Source organism: Allobosea sp. (assembly GCF_017308075.1).
In the GTDB taxonomy this organism is placed as follows: Bacteria; Pseudomonadota; Alphaproteobacteria; order Rhizobiales; family Beijerinckiaceae; genus Allobosea.
Genome location: NZ_JAFKFX010000044.1, coordinates 1 through 16,759, shown reverse-complemented (window position 1 = coordinate 16,759; position 16,759 = coordinate 1). Strand labels below are relative to the sequence as shown.

Here is a 16,759-nt window from a genome sequence, read left to right as displayed (position 1 = left end):
TCCTTGGGATCAGGCAGCCTGGCGGCTGGAATGTTCGAGTGTGCGCCGGATCGGCTCGGGAGCGGGACGGGCTGTGCGCGGCAGGAAGGCGTCGACATAGTGCCGGTGCCAGAGTTCCACGGTGATGTACCGGTAGAGCAGCCAGCTGCGGTCCACCGCACCAGACTGATGCTGATCCCAGTAATACTGGACGCTGTCGCGCGAGACGATGCCGCGCTCGAGGAAGCGCTGTGAGAACAGCAGCTCGTGCGCGGCGTCTTTGTCGCGGCCTTCGCGAATCCAGCGGGCGGCGGGGGTTGGATAGCCCATCTTGCTGCGCCTCCAAGCCACCTTGGCGGGCAAGATCGGCTCAGCCGCCTTGCGCAGGACCCATTTGGTCCAAGAATCCCGGATCTTCCATTCGGCGCCGAGCCCGAGCGCGAATTCGACGATGCGGTAGTCGAGCAGCGGCACGCGCGCCTCGATGGAATAGGCCATCGAGTTCCGATCCTCATAGTGCAGCAGTGCCGGAATGGACTGCGTGAGCACGTGATTGCATAGCGCGTTTGACAGGCTGTCAGGATAGTGGCTCTCGAGCTGACGCTCGATGCGCGCCGTGCCGACCCGCTCAGTCAACGACGGATGGAAGAAGGGCGGCTCCGATGGGGCCAGCGCAGCGCCGCTCGCGGCGGCCCGCCGGGCCTGGAATTTTCGCCAGGCGCGTCGGCCGGTGTCGAGCAGCGACGAGCCTTGGACTCCCGCGATCCAGGCCCCGCCATGATGGCGCATCACCTGCAGGACGAGCGCCGCAGCGGAGGCCTTGCGGCCGGAGGCGAGCAGGTCGTTCACGCGGAGCGCGTAGTAGGGCAGATATCCTGCGAACAGCTCGTCAGCGCCCTGGCCATCGAGGATGACTTTGACATGGCGCGACGCCATTTCCATCACATTGAACTGCGTGTAAAGGCCGGGGCCGGCCGTCGGCATGTCCTGGTGCCAGGTGATCGTCGCCAGATCGTCGAGCAGGTCGCCGTTCGGAGTGCGGCGGATATCGTAGCCCTGGCAGCCGGTATGGTCCCGCACGGCCTGAACGAATTCCTCCTCGTCATACTCCTTGCCCTTGTAGAGGCCGGAGAAGGCGCGGATCGGCTCCGGATGCAGCCGACTCATCAGGCCGACTAGCGTGCTTGAATCGATGCCGCCTGAAAGGCAGGTACCGACCGGTACGTCGGCGCGCATGTGCAGAGCCACGGCGCTGTCGAGCAGTTCACGCATCCGCTCGACGGGGTCGCCCTGCACCCAGCGATCTGCGAAGGCGGCCGGATCGACATGCCAGTAGCGGTCGATGGACATGCTCCAGCGCGATACGTCCAGCGTCAGGCTTCGCCCAGGCTCGAGCTGGAACACATTCTTGAAAAAAGTCTCCGGCCCGTCGTCGACCGCTCCCGACGGAAGGAAATGGGCAAGCATAGCGTGATCAGCGCGGCGCAGATCGGGAAAGGCGGCGAGCAGGGCCTTCGCTTCGGAGGCGAAGGCAAAGCGTCGTTCGTCGAAGACATAGTGCAGAGGCTTGATGCCGAAACGATCGCGCGCGGCAAACAGGCGCTTCGTACGCTGGTCGAAGACGACGAAGGCCCACATGCCGTTCAGCTTGTGGAGACAATCGGGTCCCCATTGCTCAAAGGCCTGCAGCAAGACTTCTGTGTCGGAAGCCGTCAGGAATCGCCGGCCGTGCGCCTTTAGTTCCTCGCGCAGCTCAATGTAATTGTATATCTCGCCATTGAAGACGATCGCGAGAGCGCCGTCTTGGCTGATCATCGGCTGATGGCCGCCTTCAGACAGATCGATAATCGACAGGCGACGATGGCCGAGCGTAGCGGTTCCGTGGACATGAACGCCGCCGTCATCGGGGCCGCGATGGAAGATCGCAGCATTCATCGCCTCGACCTCGGCTAAGCCGGCGGGCCGAGACGGGTCGCGCCACACAAGACCGGAGACGCCGCACATGGATCAACCTTCCTCGTTCGGGAATTGCTTCTGGCTGGACGCTTATCCGACATACCGACGTTGATCCAGAGCGTCCGGCGCACCTGCCTTCGGCGGATCTACGATACCGGTTTGCGGGGCGACGTCGTGTCGCCCACTCACCGCGGCGCCATCGAGCGCAGGCAGGCGTCGAGGAATATCGGCTCCTGCGCCGCCCATACCATGCGCGGGGCAGCAGCCTGCGCGCCACTGCGGTAGCGAGCCAAATCCATCTCGGCCATGCGGTCAATGCCGGCGGCGATGGCTTGCGGGCTCGTCATGGCATGGGCAATGCCGGCTCCTTGATCAACCACGTAGCGTCGCAGTTCGGGCAGGTCATTGGCCAGGATCGGTAGGCCTGCGACCAGGAACTCGAACATTTTGTTGGGCGTGCAAAGCGTCGTGTTCACATCGATGCCCGGATAAGGAATGATGCCGACATCGGCCGAACTCGTGTAGCTGAGCAGGACATCCTGGGGCACGGCCGGATGGAAAAACACTCGCTTGCCGAGCAGGTCGCGCTCACTGGCAAGCGCCTCGAGCTCCCGCCGCTTCTCGTCGCCCGGACCCATGAAAACAAGGACGACATTCGGGTCGCGTACATACGCTAGCGAGACCGCAAGCGCCTCGAGATTGCGGTTGAGGGACAGCCCGCCTTGATAGAGGAAGAGTTTGATGTTGTCGCCGAAGCCGAAGGTTTCGCGCAGCTTGGACGTACGGGGAAGCGGCAAGGTTAGTGTGGAGGCGTCGGGCGCGTTGATCAGCACGGTCGGCTCAGGAATGTCGTAGCGCAGGGCCATTTCCTCTGCGATCGACTTGTTCACCGTCAACACGCCATCGGGAAGCGAGGCTAGCGCCTTTTCGGCGCGGCGGTACAGCTCGATGCGCTCGGGGCCGAAATACTGCTGCTCGGGATAGAGCTCGTGCGCGTCGTAGATGATACGAGCGCCCATCATGTCGGCAGCCGCGATGGCGGCGGGCAAGACAGGCAGGTCGTGGGCCACGACAAGTTCAGCCGGACGGGTGAGCGCTGCATTCAGGAACTGGTGCGTGTAGAAATAGACCTCTTCCCAATTGAAGTCGAAGCGGCCGAGCCGAGTCTGCGAGACGTCTCGACGGAATTCGGGAGGCCGCATCGTGTCGATGCGGATGATATCGACTTCCGGAAACTGCAATCGATCCAGATCTATCGGCTCGGGATAGGGCGCGGCGACGACCAGTACCTTGGCTCCGGCCTGAGTCAGCGTGCGCGCCTCGAGCAGCACGCGCCGGTCGATGCGGTCGTCCGGCACTATCATCGTCACGGTTCGTGGCAACTCGCCATAGCGAGGGCTGGCGCGCGGCACCGGCGCCAGCTCGGCTGGCGAGCCGCCCAAAGGTTCCAAATTCGCGGGCGTCTCTAACGGCGCAGGCAACTCCGGGGCCGGCACTAGAATCGGCGGGCCGCGGCGGCGCGAGAGGTTGCGCAGGCCATGCACCATGGGGCGCAGAAACAGCCGCGTTCGGTCCATAACCTTGCGCAGATGGAAGGTCGACTGTTCCAAAGTGTCCAAACGATCGGTAATGGACTTCAGCTTGAAGGTGAGGCGGGCCGCTGCGAGTTCACAATTCGATAGAATGCCGGCTTGCGTATCGAGCGCTTCGCCGAGATTCTGCAGGCGCTTCTCCACTACAGCGACAGTTTCGAGCGCCTGCGCCTCCACCGCTGCGGACATCTGCTGCATGCGGGATTCGTGAGCCGCCATCGCCGCATTACGCTCCTCAGCCCAAGCGATGGGGGCGCTTCCCTGGGGCAGTGCGGACGCGGAAATCTCCTGCAGGCGGGCTTTGAGCGCAGCGGTGGCCCAGCGATCACGAGCGGCCCGGGCCTCGAGCCGGCGCTGATTGGCTTGGGCCTCGCTGAAACTGAAAAGGAGTTGCTTAAGAGTGCGAGGCGGCTGATCGAGGGCGCCCTCGCGAGCGGGATAATGCTCAGCTTGCGCGAACCAGTCCGGAATCCGCCGCTCCGGGCCGCGCAGCGAGGTGGCTATCTCTATATCGCCTGCTTGGCGCACAAGATAGCGGGCCTCTCCTGGCGCTGCGCGGGACGCACTTGTCCGCTGCTGTATGATGACGGCTGCCTTCAGGCAGGCCGGGGCATCGACGCTCACATGGAAAAGGTAGCCGTACTCGGACGGGAGGATCATCTCCAGGGGCGTGCTCAGCGTGTTGTCGCCGGCTGGCAACTTCAATTCTGCCAGAATGCGATAGTCGCCCTTTTCATGAACGAGCACGCGGGCGGTGGCCGGCGCAGCCAGCCCTGCGAAGCTCAGCGCAAGAACGGCGTCCGGCTCGAGTGGGGCGAAGAAGCCGAATCGCAGAGCGCTTCCGGGTATCAGGCTGGCGCCTTCCTGCGAGAGCGTGACACCCTGTTCGGGGCAGGCATAGGGAGCAGGCGAGACGGTCGGGAGATCCGAGCGTTGCAGGGCCTCGAAGCGGCTACCGGCGAGGGATAGTCGATCCAGCTGCGATCCAGTGGCCAGCGCTGCGTTGTAATCGAGAGCCGTCTCCGTAGCCCAAGCTCTGGGCCAAGTCGCGACATCGTCGCCTTCCGACCGCATGTAAAGGGCCATTATCTCGGTACGACGCTGATAGCCATCGATCCGTTCAGGCATCTCGCAGAGCAATTGGGCCTGCTCGCGACGGGCGTCGGAGAGCGCCGCTTCCAGCGCGGGGGTTGTCCCTTCCTCACGGATTCTACGCCGAAGCTCTTCGACGGGGTGGGTCTCATCCTCCCACTCTACGCCAGAGAATACCGCACGCACCAGCCGGAAGGACGGGACAAGGGACTTCATCATGTCCAGATCAAAGGAGTGGCAATGCCGGTTCACATGCTGGCGGAGGCCGTCGACCAGCAGTTGACCGCGCGCCAGCCATTCCGCGAACGGGGTGGTGATGATCACATAACGAGCTGCGACGCGCCCGATCTCGGCGAGAGCCTTGGCTCGCGGCGATGCTTCGAAATGCTCGATGATATCGTTGGCCATCACCAGATCGAAGGAGCGATCGGCGAAGGGCAATGCGGTGGCGTCGGCAATCTGAGTTGGCCGCTTCACATGGGCGAGCGCGACCGGGCTGAGGTCGACGCCTATGACATCGCGGTCCGCGGGCAGCCGGTCCGTGATGAAACCGTCGCCACAACCCACGTCTAGGATCCGGGTCGCATCCTCGGGCAGCACAGCCAGAATATCGGCAACGACTTCACGCAGATAATCTGGCGCCCCGCCCCAGTGTGCAGAGTCGAAGTAGTCCTGCTCATAGCGGTATTCGGTCGCCGCGCTGTCCTTAGCCATTCTCGTGAATCCCTTGCGGCGCGCTCAGGCGACGGCGTTCTCGAAGAAGCGCAGAAAGATCGGCTCTTCCTCGCGCCAGTTGTAGCGTGTGTGCGCCGCTTCCCAGGCGCGGCGCCGAGAGGCATCCAGCTCGCCTTCATCTGCAAGCATGGTATTCAAAGCGTCCGCAATGGTACGGGGCGACAGGTCGCCAAACAGTGTCCCGGTCCGCTCGCGTCGGGTCAATGCTCGCATCTCCGGCAGATCCGAACTCGCGGTCGCCAGCCCTGCCATCATGTATTCGAAGATTTTGTTCGGTAAAGCGGCTTCGGTGTTGAGGCAAGAATTGACGAAAGGACTAAGACCGATGTCGCAGTTGCTAGCGGCGGGGATGAGGCGCAGCACCGGCTCCGGCGACCGGAAGACGAGTCGACCGCCTAATCCGAGGGCGTCGGCCTTCTTCTGTAAATTAGTCTCATAACCACCAACACCGCGGAACTCGAACACCGCGTGCTCGACCAGTGGAATGGCTGCGATGATCTCGTCAAGGCCGCGATAGGGGTAGTAGGCGCCGTGATACAGCACGCGGCGAGGTGAGTTCCGCCTCTCAAGAAGCGAGGGCTCAACCTGGAGCGAGGAGTCGGGAACGTTGAGCACGGTTTGCGCTCCGCTCGCCCCATGCACCTGGGAGAGATAGGTCCCGATCGTGTCGCAGACGGTCATGATGCCGTCACTGCGCGGCGCCAGCAGCCCTTCTAGGCGGTGATAATAGTTGCGCCAGAACTGCGAGCGCATCTCGTTGGAGAGTTGCTCGGGATAGATTTCATGGGCATCGTAAATCAGTCGTGCCCCGCAGGCCTCCTTGAGCATCACCCCAGCAAGCAATGTGTCGAGATCGTTGCAGAACACGATGTCGGGGGCCAGTTTGGAAACGTCGCGGAAAATTGCGAGATTGATCACCGCTATCGAGCGGATTGCCGCGATCTCGTCCTCCAGACGCCGGCGCGGCCCCTTCTTGCCTCCCAAGAGGCAGCGTAGCGAATTGACTTGCTCCTGAGCCTCATCGATGAGACGGCGCAGCCCGCGCGCCCGGTCAAGCGACATTACGGCCGGGTGGGCTTGCTCGATGATTTCGCCCGCCAACGGCGACTCCGCCGCAAGCTGTGCCATAGCCATGTCGCTGTAATCGGAGGGGACGTCGATGCGCAGCAATGGCAGGCCATCGGCAGTCGTCTCCCGCCCGGGCGCATCCGAGACGAGGTGATGCACCCAGACATCGAAGTTGCGCGCTCGCAGGCTCCGGGCAGTGCGCAGCACGCGGGGGTCACGCCGTGTGTCGTTCAGATTGAGGATTGCGACTTTGCGCGCAGTGCTCATCGGCGTTTTCCGGATCGGGCCAGCGGCTCAACGAGCTGTGACCAGCGCCCGCTCTGGCGAACCATGCCGCGGGGATATGGCTCGAAATCCTCCTCGACGACCTTGATCGGATAGCGGCGGTCATGGAGATCGTATGCTGCATCTTCCGGTGCACGTGTCGGATCGAGCAGACGAAAAATCGCGGCCGATACAATATAGTCGCCGGCTCCGATCAGAAGCTCCCCCATGTCGAGCCGTATGGTCACACGGGCAGGGCCAGGTACCGGCTCCGGCGGAGCTTCGCGTGGGCTGATCAATTGGGTCGTGACCGCACCGTCCGGCCGATATATGGCGACGACACCGATCGGGCGGTCTTCGAGGCGGCCACACTCGATCTCGAATACCGCTGAGACGGGCTGCCCGGATACCAGCGTGCGCCGCTCTACGTCTTGAGCGTCGCGAAAATGGAAGTCGACGATACGAGCCACGCCGTCCCGGAGCGCCACGTCGGGGGGGGGAGAGGCAGCAGCCGGTGTAAACGCGTCGGGGCTCTCGATCGCTTCTGAATTGTCATCCTCATTCAGCTGGCTGGGCAGGTCCAATCGGATCGTGCGCCACCCTCCAGTCGGATCGGGGTCGATTGCGCCCAGGGCAATATAGCCGTCGAGCTCGGCATCCCAGCGCTCCACCAGCGTACGCGTGCTGCGCCCGGGAACAACATCGAGCTCGATCCAAGCGCCAGGAACGATCAGCGAGCGGTCGACTGTGAACGGGGCATGCAGGAAGGTGCCGCCAAAATCGCCGAATGCGCGCCCCAGGCGCCCATTTCTCGTCATTGGCGCAGCCCAGTTGGTCCGGTTGGCCTCGATTACCACCGCGACCTGACCAGCGACGTCGCGACCGCCCAGTGCAACTTCTCCCAATGTCTCTGCGCCGGCACCTACGCCGATGCGCGAGATATGCAATGCCTCCTTCGGGGCGATATCTCCTTCGCCGATCAGGCGAAATAGGGCACGATTGAGGCCGCCCGCTTGGACCGCACGGCGTGACAGGCGCATGGCACGGGCCTGCAATGCAACTTCCTGTTCCTCGCGGATGTGGGCCTGATAGGCGCGAGCGACACTCGTCATGTTGCCCTCCGCGCGCATGCAGCCTTGGTGAATCCAGACTCCGCGCTCGCACAGCATCAAGGCGGAGCCCATATCGTGGGAGACGAACAGTACCGTCGCACCGTGAGCTGTGATATCGCGCACGCGCTGCAGGCATTTGCCGAGGAAATAGGCGTCGCCGGCGCCGAGAATCTCGTCGATGATCAGGATGTCCGGCGGGCGCGCCGTCGCTGCGGCGAAGGCGAGGCGCGCATACATGCCGGCGGAATACTCCTTCATCGGCCTGTGGATGAAGTCGTCGAGCTCCGAGAAATCGATCACCTCTTCGACTGCCGCGGCCATCTCGGCAGCCGGCACGCCTTGGATCGCAAGCGAGGAACGCACATTGTCTAGCCCGCTGAATTCGGGATGAAAGCCCTCGCCCAGACCGAACAGCGCCTTGACTCGGCCATTGACGATCACCTCGCCGGAGGTGGGCGTCAACTCTCCGGAGACATGGCGCAATAAGGTCGATTTGCCAGCGCCGTTGCGCCCAACCAGCGCAACACGCTCGCCGCGCCTGATGTCGAAGCTCAACCCGTCAAGCGCCAAGAACTCGTCATAGCGCCCTTTCGGGACAGGAAAGCCGAGCAGACCCAATGCCCGCCACCCGTTGGTGGTGTAGCGCTGGTAGATCTTACGCAGGTCGCGGATCGAGATTGCAAACTCAGACAAAGTCGAACACCAGTGGCCGGAGGCGGCGGATCACATAGAATCCGATAAAAAAAACCGCCAACGAGATTACGGACATAATCGACAAGGTCAGAACGGAGACCGTTCCTTCGAACAGCATGTCCCGGTAGAGGAAAATGAATCCGGCCAATGGGTTGAAAAGTGCCAAGGTTGCGAGGCCAGCAGGCAGCATGTCCCGGGTATAGGCGATGGGTGAAATCATCATCAGCATTAGGACCAAGATGGGCAGAAGCTTCTGGATATCGCGCATGAACACGTTCAGGGTCGCGAGCAGCCAGACCAAACCAATCGAGAACATGATCTGGAGAACTACAACGATCGGAACCAGCAGTTGCGAAAGATGCGGGCCCTGTTTCCAAAGCGCTGCCGCCAGCACCATCATAAAGCCGGGTGCCATGGCGACGTAGCTCGCAACGACATCGCGCACCGGAAGTATCTCGTATGGGAACATCAGGTTGCGGACCATGGTCGCATTGCTGACGATGCTCCCCGATCCGACCGTCAGCGCTTCGGCAAAAGCCAAGAAGGGCACCAAACCGCAGAAGATCGCAAGTGTGTAGGCCTCGGGCGATAGATCGGGCACGCGCACTTGGAGCACGTGCACGAAGACGAAGGTGTAGACGCCCAGAAAAAGCAGCGGATAGAGTGCTAGGAAAAAGAAGCCGAACGCGCTTCCAGCCACCCTGTCGCGCAGGCTTTGACGCACCAGCGCAGCAGTCACCCGGCGCTGAGTGACGAGCAGGCTGAACGGGCCAGCTTTGACCGGATTCGACATGGTGCGGGTCACGGCGAGGGAATTGGTGCTTTGGAATCGATGGCGAGCGCCCGCCATGCGGCGGCACGGTCATGGAACATCTGATGCCAGAGTTCGAGCGAGAGCAAGCCCCAAGTCTTGCGCGAGAACGGCTGCGCTTTGTCGAAATTGGCGAGAATTGCTTCGCTATTGAAGAGGTCGCGCTGACGCGAGCGCTGCTGGTCGAAAATTTCGCCGACGAAGCCCTTGAGCGGTCCGGAGAACCATTCATTGAGCGGGACGGGGAAGCCCATCTTGTCGCGGCGCTCGACAATAGAGCGCGGCAGGTCGGGGCCGAAGACCTCTTTAAGAAAACGCTTCAATTGCCCACCCTTGAATTTGATCAACGCCGGGATCGTTGCCGAAAGCTCGACAATGGAGGCGTCAAGGAAAGGCACCCGCGATTCCAGCCCGTGCGCCATCGACATACGATCCTCCACCTGAAGCAGGGCTGGCAGCAGGCACTTGAAGTCGAAATGCGTCATCGAGTCGAAATAGGCTTCCTTGCGGACGTTCTTTTCGGAGTTGAAGATCGCGCCGAAGCGCTCTGCGACTCCACGCATATCGAGAGCCTGCCAATCGACCTCGTGGGTCATGTCGGCGGAGCGGTCGATCAGGGCGAGATAGCGTTGGTCGAGCGGCCCGAACAATCCTTTCGCAAAGAATTTGGAGAGGAGCGGCTTGTACTCGCGCAGCACGCTGAGGTTGGGGATAATGGACTCTGGCGTAACGACGAAGGCGCCGTCACGATAAGTGCCGTCGATCGCCGCTTTCAGCGACTGTTCGAGGTAAGCGACGAGATAGCGCGCATAACCGCCGAATAGCTCGTCGCCGCCTTGACCGCCAAGCACAACTTTAACATGCTGGGATGCAAGTCGCGAGACGGCGTATTGCGGAAACGAGCCAGGTCCGGCCACTGGAGCATCGAGGTGGTAGATGACTTTAGCAATGGATTGGCGAAAGTCATCGCTTGTTATATCGGCGACGTGGAGTTTCATGCCTCCCATCTCGCAGGCGGCACGTGCATACTCGCTTTCATCATAGCCCATGTGATCGGTAAAGCGACCATTAAAGCCTATCCGCGCGAAACTCGCTTCCCGGCTAGCCAGCAAGGCGACCAGGCTTGAATCGAAGCCGCCGGACACATAAGCGCCGACCGGTACGTCGGAGCGGAGATGAAGCTGCACGGAATCGAGCAATTCTTCGCGCAATTTCTGCGCAAACCAACGCTCGGTATGGTTCTCGTCCAGCTCGTAGGACACGTCCCAATACCGCTTTATCTCGAGGACGCCGTTCTCAAACGTTAGATAGTGGCCGGGCATCAGCTGTCTGACGCCGCGGAACAAGGTCTTATCACCGATCGTGTGCTGGAATGTCAGATACTCGGCGAGCGCGTCGGCATCCGTGGTGATTTCAGGCAGAAATGGCAAAAGCGCCTTCATTTCCGACGCAAAGCGTAGAACGCCGTTGGAAATGACGTAGTAGAAGGGCTTAATCCCGAAACGATCGCGTGCTGCAAACAGTCGATGCCCGTCCCAGATCGCAAAGGCGAACATGCCACGGAGTCGGCTTAGGCAATCGACGCCAAAAGCATCGTAAGCGGCCAGAATCGTCTCCGTGTCTGAGTGGGAACGAAACGTCCAGCCCGACGACAGCTCTGTCCGCAGCTCAAGGTAGTTGTAGATTTCGCCATTGTAACTGATGACGTTGCCAGACTGACCGATCATGGGCTGGCTTCCGGTCACGGACAGCTCGATGATCGTCAGTCTACGATGGCAGAGACCGCATTTCCCATCAGGTGAGACCCATTCGCCGGCGCCGTCAGGGCCACGATGAGCGATGATTCGTCCCATCGCTTCCAGGGACGAGTGCACTGCACGTGCCTCGCCAGCTGGTCCAACGATACCCGCAATTCCGCACATAGACGATCTAATCTCCGCTCGCAGCGCTGCCTAAGCCCGCTGCCGGAGCCCCTTTGCCATAGTTCAGCTTCCATGCCAAGAAAACTCCGCCCTTAATCCAATTCAAATATCTAAGAAAAAAATCTGGAATTGTCGCTGTTTTGTAAATAATCGTGAATTCATGTTAAGTATTGCTCCATTGGTCCGCCCCTATTAGGTGGCTCATTTACAGTCTAATGCATTGTCGGCTTTCCAGTCATGTCTGGTCATGGTTTTGGCGTTGGCACAATGGTGGTCGGCGCCGTTGGACGGTCCCCGGTTTCGTGGACAAAGCCGAGCCTCACGCCGAGGCGCGTTCGAACGCCTCGGGACTGATGCCGCCGAGATGGCTGTGACGGCGAGTTCGGTTGTAGAACGTCTCGATATAGTCGAAGACGTCGGCGCGCGCCAAGGCGCGGGTCTTGTAGATGCGTTTCTGGATCCGCTCCTTTTTCAAGCTGCTGAAGAAGGATTCGGCGACCGCATTGTCCCAGCAGTTGCCGCGCCTGCTCATGCTGGTTTCGAGCGAATGGGCAGCGCAGAACCGTTTGAAGTCGTCGCTGCCGTACTGGCTGCCCTGGTCGGAATGCACCAGGACACGCCCGTCGGGCTTGCGGCGCCAGACGGCCATGAGCAGGGCATCGAGGGCCAGTTCGCGGCTCAGCGTCGGTTTCATCGACCAGCCCACCACCTTGCGGGCGTACAGATCCAGCACCACGGCCAGGTAAAGCCAGCCTTGCCAGGTCCGGATGTAGATGATGTCGGTGACCCAGACCTTGTTGGGCGCGTCCACCGTGAAGGCTTGCTGCAAACGGTTGGGCGCGACGAGGGACGGGCGGCCGGCCAACGCCCGAGGCTTCCTGTAGCCACGGACGGCCCGGATCTTGTGGCGCCGCATGAGCCGCTCGACACGATGCAGGCCGCAGGTCTCGCCCACTTCCCGCAGGTCGCCGAACACCCTTCGGGCCCCGTAAATCTCGTGGCTGGCCGCGTGGGAGTGCCGAATGAGCTCCAGCAACCGGGCATCCTCGGTGTCGCGATCAGACACCGGGGCATGAAGCCATGCATAGAATCCGGCCCGGGCAACCCGCAGGACACGGCACATCAGCGTAACGGCATATTCATGCCGATTCTCGTTCATGAAGCGGTACTTCACTCGGGTTGCCTGGCAAAGTACCGCGCGGCTTTTTTTAGAAGATCGCGCTCCTCTTCAACCCTGCGCATCTCAGATCGCAGCCGGAGGATCTCGCTTCTGGCTTCCAGCAACTCCTTCGATTGCTGCTCGGATCTGTCGGGTTAAGCCGTCTTGACCCATTTATACAGACTATGCGCTGACACCCCCAGACGTGCTGCGACATCAGGACGGAGTAATCGCCTCTTCCTTGAACTCCGGTGCAAATCTCTGCGAACTCATGACCAACCTCCTATGCTCAAAGGATAGGTCGGCGGTGTCTAACGGACCGGGGGCAGTCCAGTCGAGACGTTCTTCAAGACGCTCAAGAGCGAACTTGTCTGGCGCACCGTCTTCCAGAGCCGCGCCGAGGCGACCGCCGCGATCGGCCGCTATATCGATGGCGTCTACAATCCCGTCCGGCGCCATTCGGCGCTAAACTTCATCAGCCCACTTCAGTTCGAGAGGCAGGCCGGGTAAACTCGAAAAAGCTCTCCAAAATCGCGCGGCAAGTCCACTGGCGGGTGCCGTGATGAGTGATTTGCTTCTGCTGAGCGAGCGGCAGATGGCGCGTATCGAGGGTTACTTTCTGCTGTCGCATGGAGTTCAGCGGGTCGATGATCGGCGGGTGGTGAGCAGGATCGTCTACGTGATCCGCAACGGCCTGCAGTGGAAGGACGCGCCGAAGGGCTACGGACCGCTCAGGACGCTTTACAACCGCTTCATCCGCTGGAGCCGGCTCGGCGTGTTCGATCGGATCCTTGCAGGATTGGCCGGCGACGGGCCGAAGCCGGAGCGGATCATGATAGACGTGACGCATTTGAAGGCGCACCGCTCGGCGGCGAGCCTGCTCAAAAAATGGGCTGTTCCGCGCCGTATCGGGCGCACGAAGGGCGGGCTGAACTCCAAGCGCCACACCGTCTGCGACGGCGAGGGCCGCCCGCTCGTCATGCTGCTCTCGGAAGAACAGATGAGCGACCATAGGGGGGGCAAGCCCCGTGCTGGCTGCCCCGCCGCCGGCCATAATTGTCATCGCCGATCGCGGCTACGAAGCACCCCGTTCCGCCAGGCGCTCGTCGCCAAAGGCATCGAGCCCTGCATTCCATCGAGCCCCCTTCGCAAGATCGCCTATCCCAACGACAAAGCCCTCTACCGCCAGCGCCACAGGATCGAGAACCTCCTCGCCAAACTCAAGGACTAGCGGCGCATTGCGACCCGCTATGACCGATGCGCACACACCTTCTTCTCAGCCATCTGCATCGCCGCCTCCGTCATCTTTTGGCTATGAGCAATGAGTCCTGAGCATAGGCGTGATCCTGCCGCGGATACAGCGCGTTGCGTTTAGCTTCCTTCTCCGCTATTTGGCGAGCAATGTTGCTGGGCACCCAGCTGAGCTCGATAGCTTCAACCAATATGCCCAGCCCTGATCTTTCGTTCTGCAATCAAAACGATCTCAATTTTTTTTCTCGTGCCTTTGCAGCACGATCTGGTCGTCCTCCGCGCATAGGGTTGGTATGCCGATCGGCGATCGCGGACGATCCTCGCGTGCGTCGGCAAGGCGATCTCTTTCAGGCCGCCGGCTGGGATGTCTTCGCAATTGGGCTGAGCGGTTCCCTTTCCCCCCAACCAACTTGGCCGATTCATGCCATTGAGCCCGAAATTCACGGACCAGCGGGAATGGAGGCCCGCACGACCCCCGCACGGACAGCGATCAAATCGATGTTGGCTGGCGGCGGCATCGTGCAGGCAGCCCGGGCAGTCTTCTCGCTGCTCCGCAGCGACAGGAGCGCGGCTATATGGCTCGCCAAACGAGCTTGGAGCAGTGTAGAGGGAGTTTTCACAGTGGTCGCACCAGCGCTCGCTGATGGCATTTATTGGCGTCGCAGTCCTGACTATCGCCGACTGCTGTCACTCGGCAGAGCGCAAATGGCGGATTTTTGGCTGGGCAGCGATTGGACAAGCCTTCCTATTGTCCAGCGCCTCGCATTGGAGGCTGGCGTCCCTTACGGTTATGACGCGCACGAGTTCGCGGTCGATGAGTACGGGCATAGCAGGCGTTGGCGGCTACTCCATCGGCCATTGGTACGCGCGATCGAGCGCAAAGGTGCGCGCGGGGCCGCATTTGTCGTGAGCGTGTCAGAAGGCATCGCTAAGCGCCTGATGCAAGCGCACGCATTGTCCGCCATCCCGACTGTCGTTCGTAATATACCAACTTACGAGGCGCTGCCGTTTCGTCCAGCACAGCCTCCCTATCGTATATTATACCACGGACTTGTCTCGCCCGGACGCGGACTTGAGAATTGCATTACTGCTATGGCGCTGCTCCCGGCCGGCATGACATTGACTATCCGCGGTCCGGCCGCACCGACTTATCGCGCCCATCTCGAAGACCTTGCCCGCAGTTGCGGTGCATCGCACAGGATCATTTTCGCGACCCCGGTGCCCATGGTCGAACTGGTAGCTCGCGCCAATGAATTCGATATCGGCATTTTCGCGATACCCAACCATTCAGAACAAAATACCTACGTCCTCCCCAACAAATTTTTTGAGTATGTCATGGCCGGCCTGGCGCTTTGCGTCTCCGATCTGCCGGAGATGACTCAGCTCGTTGGGGCTTACGGCCTCGGTGAGACTATCAGAAACACGGATCCGTCCTCGATCGCCACCGCATTAGCCCGCTTAGACACCAAGACCATCGAAGCTGCGAAAAAAGCCTCACTGCGTGCGGCCAGAGAACTCTGCTGGGAGGTCGAGGCTCGCAAACTCCTCGTCCTCGTCGAGCGCGCCGTCACGCAGGCCCGGACGCCTTCCAGAGGAGCGCTGAAGTAAGGACCAAACCTGCTGGAGTGCGCCCCTGCGGGTAGACAGGATCAGGCTGCGGATTTGACCATGAGCCGGGCGTGTTGATCCTCGAACTGCTGCGGACTGAGATAGCCGAGTGCGGAGTGCAGTCGGCTGGCGTTGTAGACCTGATCGATGAAGCGTGGAAGGTCGGCGGCGACGTCCTCGAAGGTTTCATAGGCCATCGGATAGACGGCTTCGACCTTGAGCGTCTTCATGAAGCTCTCGGCCTTGGCGTTATCGTAAGGATTGCCGCGGCGCCCCATCGATCCGACGAGACCATGGTCGGCAAGCGTCTGCCGGTAGAGCCCGGCGGCATATTGCGACCCGCGGTCCGTGTGATGCACGCAGCCGGGTGGCGGTCTTCGGCTTTCGATGGCCGAGCGCAGAGCGGCCAGCGTCAGCCTGACATCGATTGAGCGGCCGATGGCGTAGCCGACGACCTTGCGCGACCAGGCATCGAGGATCACCGCGACGTAGACGAAGCCCGTGGTGATCGCGACGTAGGTGATGTCGGCGACCCAGAGCTGGTTCGGCCCGTCCGGGACCATGTCTTTCGCCAGGTTCGGAAAGATCGGCAGGTCATGATCGCCATCGGTGGTGGCGACATAGCGCCGGCGCCGGCGCGGCTGGAGGTCATGCTCGCGCATCAGCCGTCGGATCCTCTTATGATTGGCGACGAAGCCACGGTGACGCAGCGCCGCTTGCATCCGTCGATAGCCATAGGCCTCGAAGCTGTCGGAGATCGCGACCATCGTCTCGACGAGCGCGGTGTCGTCGATGCTGATGGCCGGCTTGTCGTAGTAGGTTGAGCGCGCGATCCCCATCAGCCGGCATCCTTCTGCGACGGAGAGGCCGCGGGGCCGGTGACGACGGATGTAGCCGCGCTTCTCGGCCGCGGTCCGTGCCTCAGAGCCCCCTTTAGGAACTCGATCTCCAGGGCCTGCCTGCCGACCAGCCGCTCCAGTGCGGCGATGCGCGCCTCGTAGGCTTCGATCGTATCGGCGGCGTCGGCCTCGTCGTCGAAGGCGCCGGCCTCGAACTTCTGGATCCAGATGCGGATCAGGTTGCGCGACAGATCGTGTCGTCGAGCGAGGCTGTGGAGCGTCTCGCCCGCCAGGTAATCCTGAACCACCTGGCGCTTGAATTCGATACTGTGGGAACGATGTCGAACCATGGGCTTTCATCCTTCGAAAGCCCGGCTCCTCGGTCAATCGCCCGCCGTCACGCTGTCCGCCTCACGGGGCGCTCTCCATTCATAACTGGACTCTGCTCTCGCTGTGGTCCGTTCTGGACCGGGTTGCAAACTCGTTCGGGGTGAGGCCGCCAAGGCTCGTATGCGGCCGGTGGGCGTTGTAGGGTCCGGACCCATAAAATGATTGGCGTCGTGGGCTCGGTGTGATTCACGGCTTCCGGGAGGAAGCACGGATGAACCGGGATCGTTTCTGGCTCACGGACGCGCAATTCGCACGGATCGAGCGGCATCTACCGACGGATACGCGTGG

The 16,759-nt window shown here is 61.5% G+C and carries 10 protein-coding genes and 2 pseudogenes; 3 read left to right on the top strand and 9 right to left on the bottom strand.

Annotation, left to right across the window (positions count from 1 at the left end; all coding sequences use genetic code 11):
- Positions 1-9: 9 nt before the first annotated feature.
- From asnB (J0J10_RS22635) to J0J10_RS22605, 7 genes and pseudogenes are all read right to left on the bottom strand, one after another.
- Positions 10-1,983 carry an asparagine synthase (glutamine-hydrolyzing) gene (gene asnB, locus J0J10_RS22635; RefSeq protein ID WP_291649443.1) on the bottom strand — a complete coding sequence of 658 codons (1,974 nt, stop codon included), beginning with the start codon at positions 1,981-1,983 and terminating at the stop codon, positions 10-12.
- A 137-nt stretch (positions 1,984-2,120) separates the two neighbouring features.
- On the bottom strand, positions 2,121-5,333 hold the full coding sequence (locus tag J0J10_RS22630; RefSeq protein WP_291649441.1) for a methyltransferase domain-containing protein: 3,213 nt from the start codon (positions 5,331-5,333) through the stop codon (positions 2,121-2,123).
- Positions 5,334-5,357: 24 nt separating this feature from the next.
- Positions 5,358-6,689 (bottom strand): glycosyltransferase, encoded by a 1,332-nt coding sequence (locus J0J10_RS22625; RefSeq protein ID WP_291649440.1) that lies wholly within the window; start codon positions 6,687-6,689, stop codon positions 5,358-5,360.
- Positions 6,686-8,491: an ABC transporter ATP-binding protein gene (locus J0J10_RS22620; protein WP_291649437.1), complete on the bottom strand. Its 1,806-nt coding sequence runs from the start codon at positions 8,489-8,491 to the stop codon at positions 6,686-6,688. Before J0J10_RS22620 ends, J0J10_RS22625 begins: the two co-directional genes overlap by 4 nt.
- Positions 8,484-9,284 (bottom strand): ABC transporter permease, encoded by an 801-nt coding sequence (locus J0J10_RS22615; protein ID WP_291649435.1) that lies wholly within the window; start codon positions 9,282-9,284, stop codon positions 8,484-8,486. The genes J0J10_RS22620 and J0J10_RS22615 overlap by 8 nt, the downstream gene beginning before the upstream one ends.
- A gap of 8 nt (positions 9,285-9,292) precedes the next feature.
- Positions 9,293-11,224 (bottom strand): asparagine synthase (glutamine-hydrolyzing), encoded by a 1,932-nt coding sequence (gene asnB / locus J0J10_RS22610; protein ID WP_291649433.1) that lies wholly within the window; start codon positions 11,222-11,224, stop codon positions 9,293-9,295.
- Between the two features lie 319 nt (positions 11,225-11,543).
- Positions 11,544-12,656, bottom strand: a pseudogene (locus J0J10_RS22605) (IS3 family transposase).
- 60 nt (positions 12,657-12,716) lie between these two features.
- On the opposite strand from J0J10_RS22605, the pseudogene J0J10_RS22600 reads away from it, so the two are divergent.
- The 3 genes and pseudogenes from J0J10_RS22600 to J0J10_RS22590 all read left to right on the top strand — a co-directional run.
- Positions 12,717-12,893, top strand: a pseudogene (locus J0J10_RS22600) (IS3 family transposase); the annotation flags it as partial.
- A 52-nt stretch (positions 12,894-12,945) separates the two neighbouring features.
- Positions 12,946-13,614 (top strand): IS5 family transposase, encoded by a 669-nt coding sequence (locus J0J10_RS22595; protein ID WP_465247244.1) that lies wholly within the window; start codon positions 12,946-12,948, stop codon positions 13,612-13,614.
- A 173-nt stretch (positions 13,615-13,787) separates the two neighbouring features.
- Complete coding sequence (locus tag J0J10_RS22590; protein WP_291649431.1) at positions 13,788-15,242, top strand: glycosyltransferase family protein; 1,455 nt, start codon at positions 13,788-13,790, stop codon at positions 15,240-15,242.
- Positions 15,243-15,283: 41 nt separating this feature from the next.
- Here J0J10_RS22590 and J0J10_RS22585 read toward each other — a convergent pair whose 3' ends face one another.
- Positions 15,284-16,132, bottom strand: a complete 849-nt coding sequence (locus tag J0J10_RS22585; RefSeq protein ID WP_291649492.1) for an IS3 family transposase — start codon at positions 16,130-16,132, stop codon at positions 15,284-15,286.
- Complete coding sequence (locus J0J10_RS22580) at positions 16,081-16,431, bottom strand: transposase (protein ID WP_291649491.1); 351 nt, start codon at positions 16,429-16,431, stop codon at positions 16,081-16,083. Before J0J10_RS22580 ends, J0J10_RS22585 begins: the two co-directional genes overlap by 52 nt.
- Positions 16,432-16,759 lie beyond the last annotated feature (328 nt).

Coding starts and splice junctions, on each gene's coding strand:
- asnB (WP_291649443.1), bottom strand. CDS start 1,983: ATGTGCGGCGTCTCCGGTCTTGTGTGGCGCGACCCGTCTCGGCCCGCC.
- J0J10_RS22625 (WP_291649440.1), bottom strand. CDS start 6,689: ATGAGCACTGCGCGCAAAGTCGCAATCCTCAATCTGAACGACACACGG.
- J0J10_RS22630 (WP_291649441.1), bottom strand. CDS start 5,333: ATGGCTAAGGACAGCGCGGCGACCGAATACCGCTATGAGCAGGACTAC.
- asnB (WP_291649433.1), bottom strand. CDS start 11,224: ATGTGCGGAATTGCGGGTATCGTTGGACCAGCTGGCGAGGCACGTGCA.
- J0J10_RS22595 (WP_465247244.1), top strand. CDS start 12,946: ATGAGTGATTTGCTTCTGCTGAGCGAGCGGCAGATGGCGCGTATCGAG.
- J0J10_RS22580 (WP_291649491.1), bottom strand. CDS start 16,431: ATGGTTCGACATCGTTCCCACAGTATCGAATTCAAGCGCCAGGTGGTT.
- J0J10_RS22615 (WP_291649435.1), bottom strand. CDS start 9,284: ATGTCGAATCCGGTCAAAGCTGGCCCGTTCAGCCTGCTCGTCACTCAG.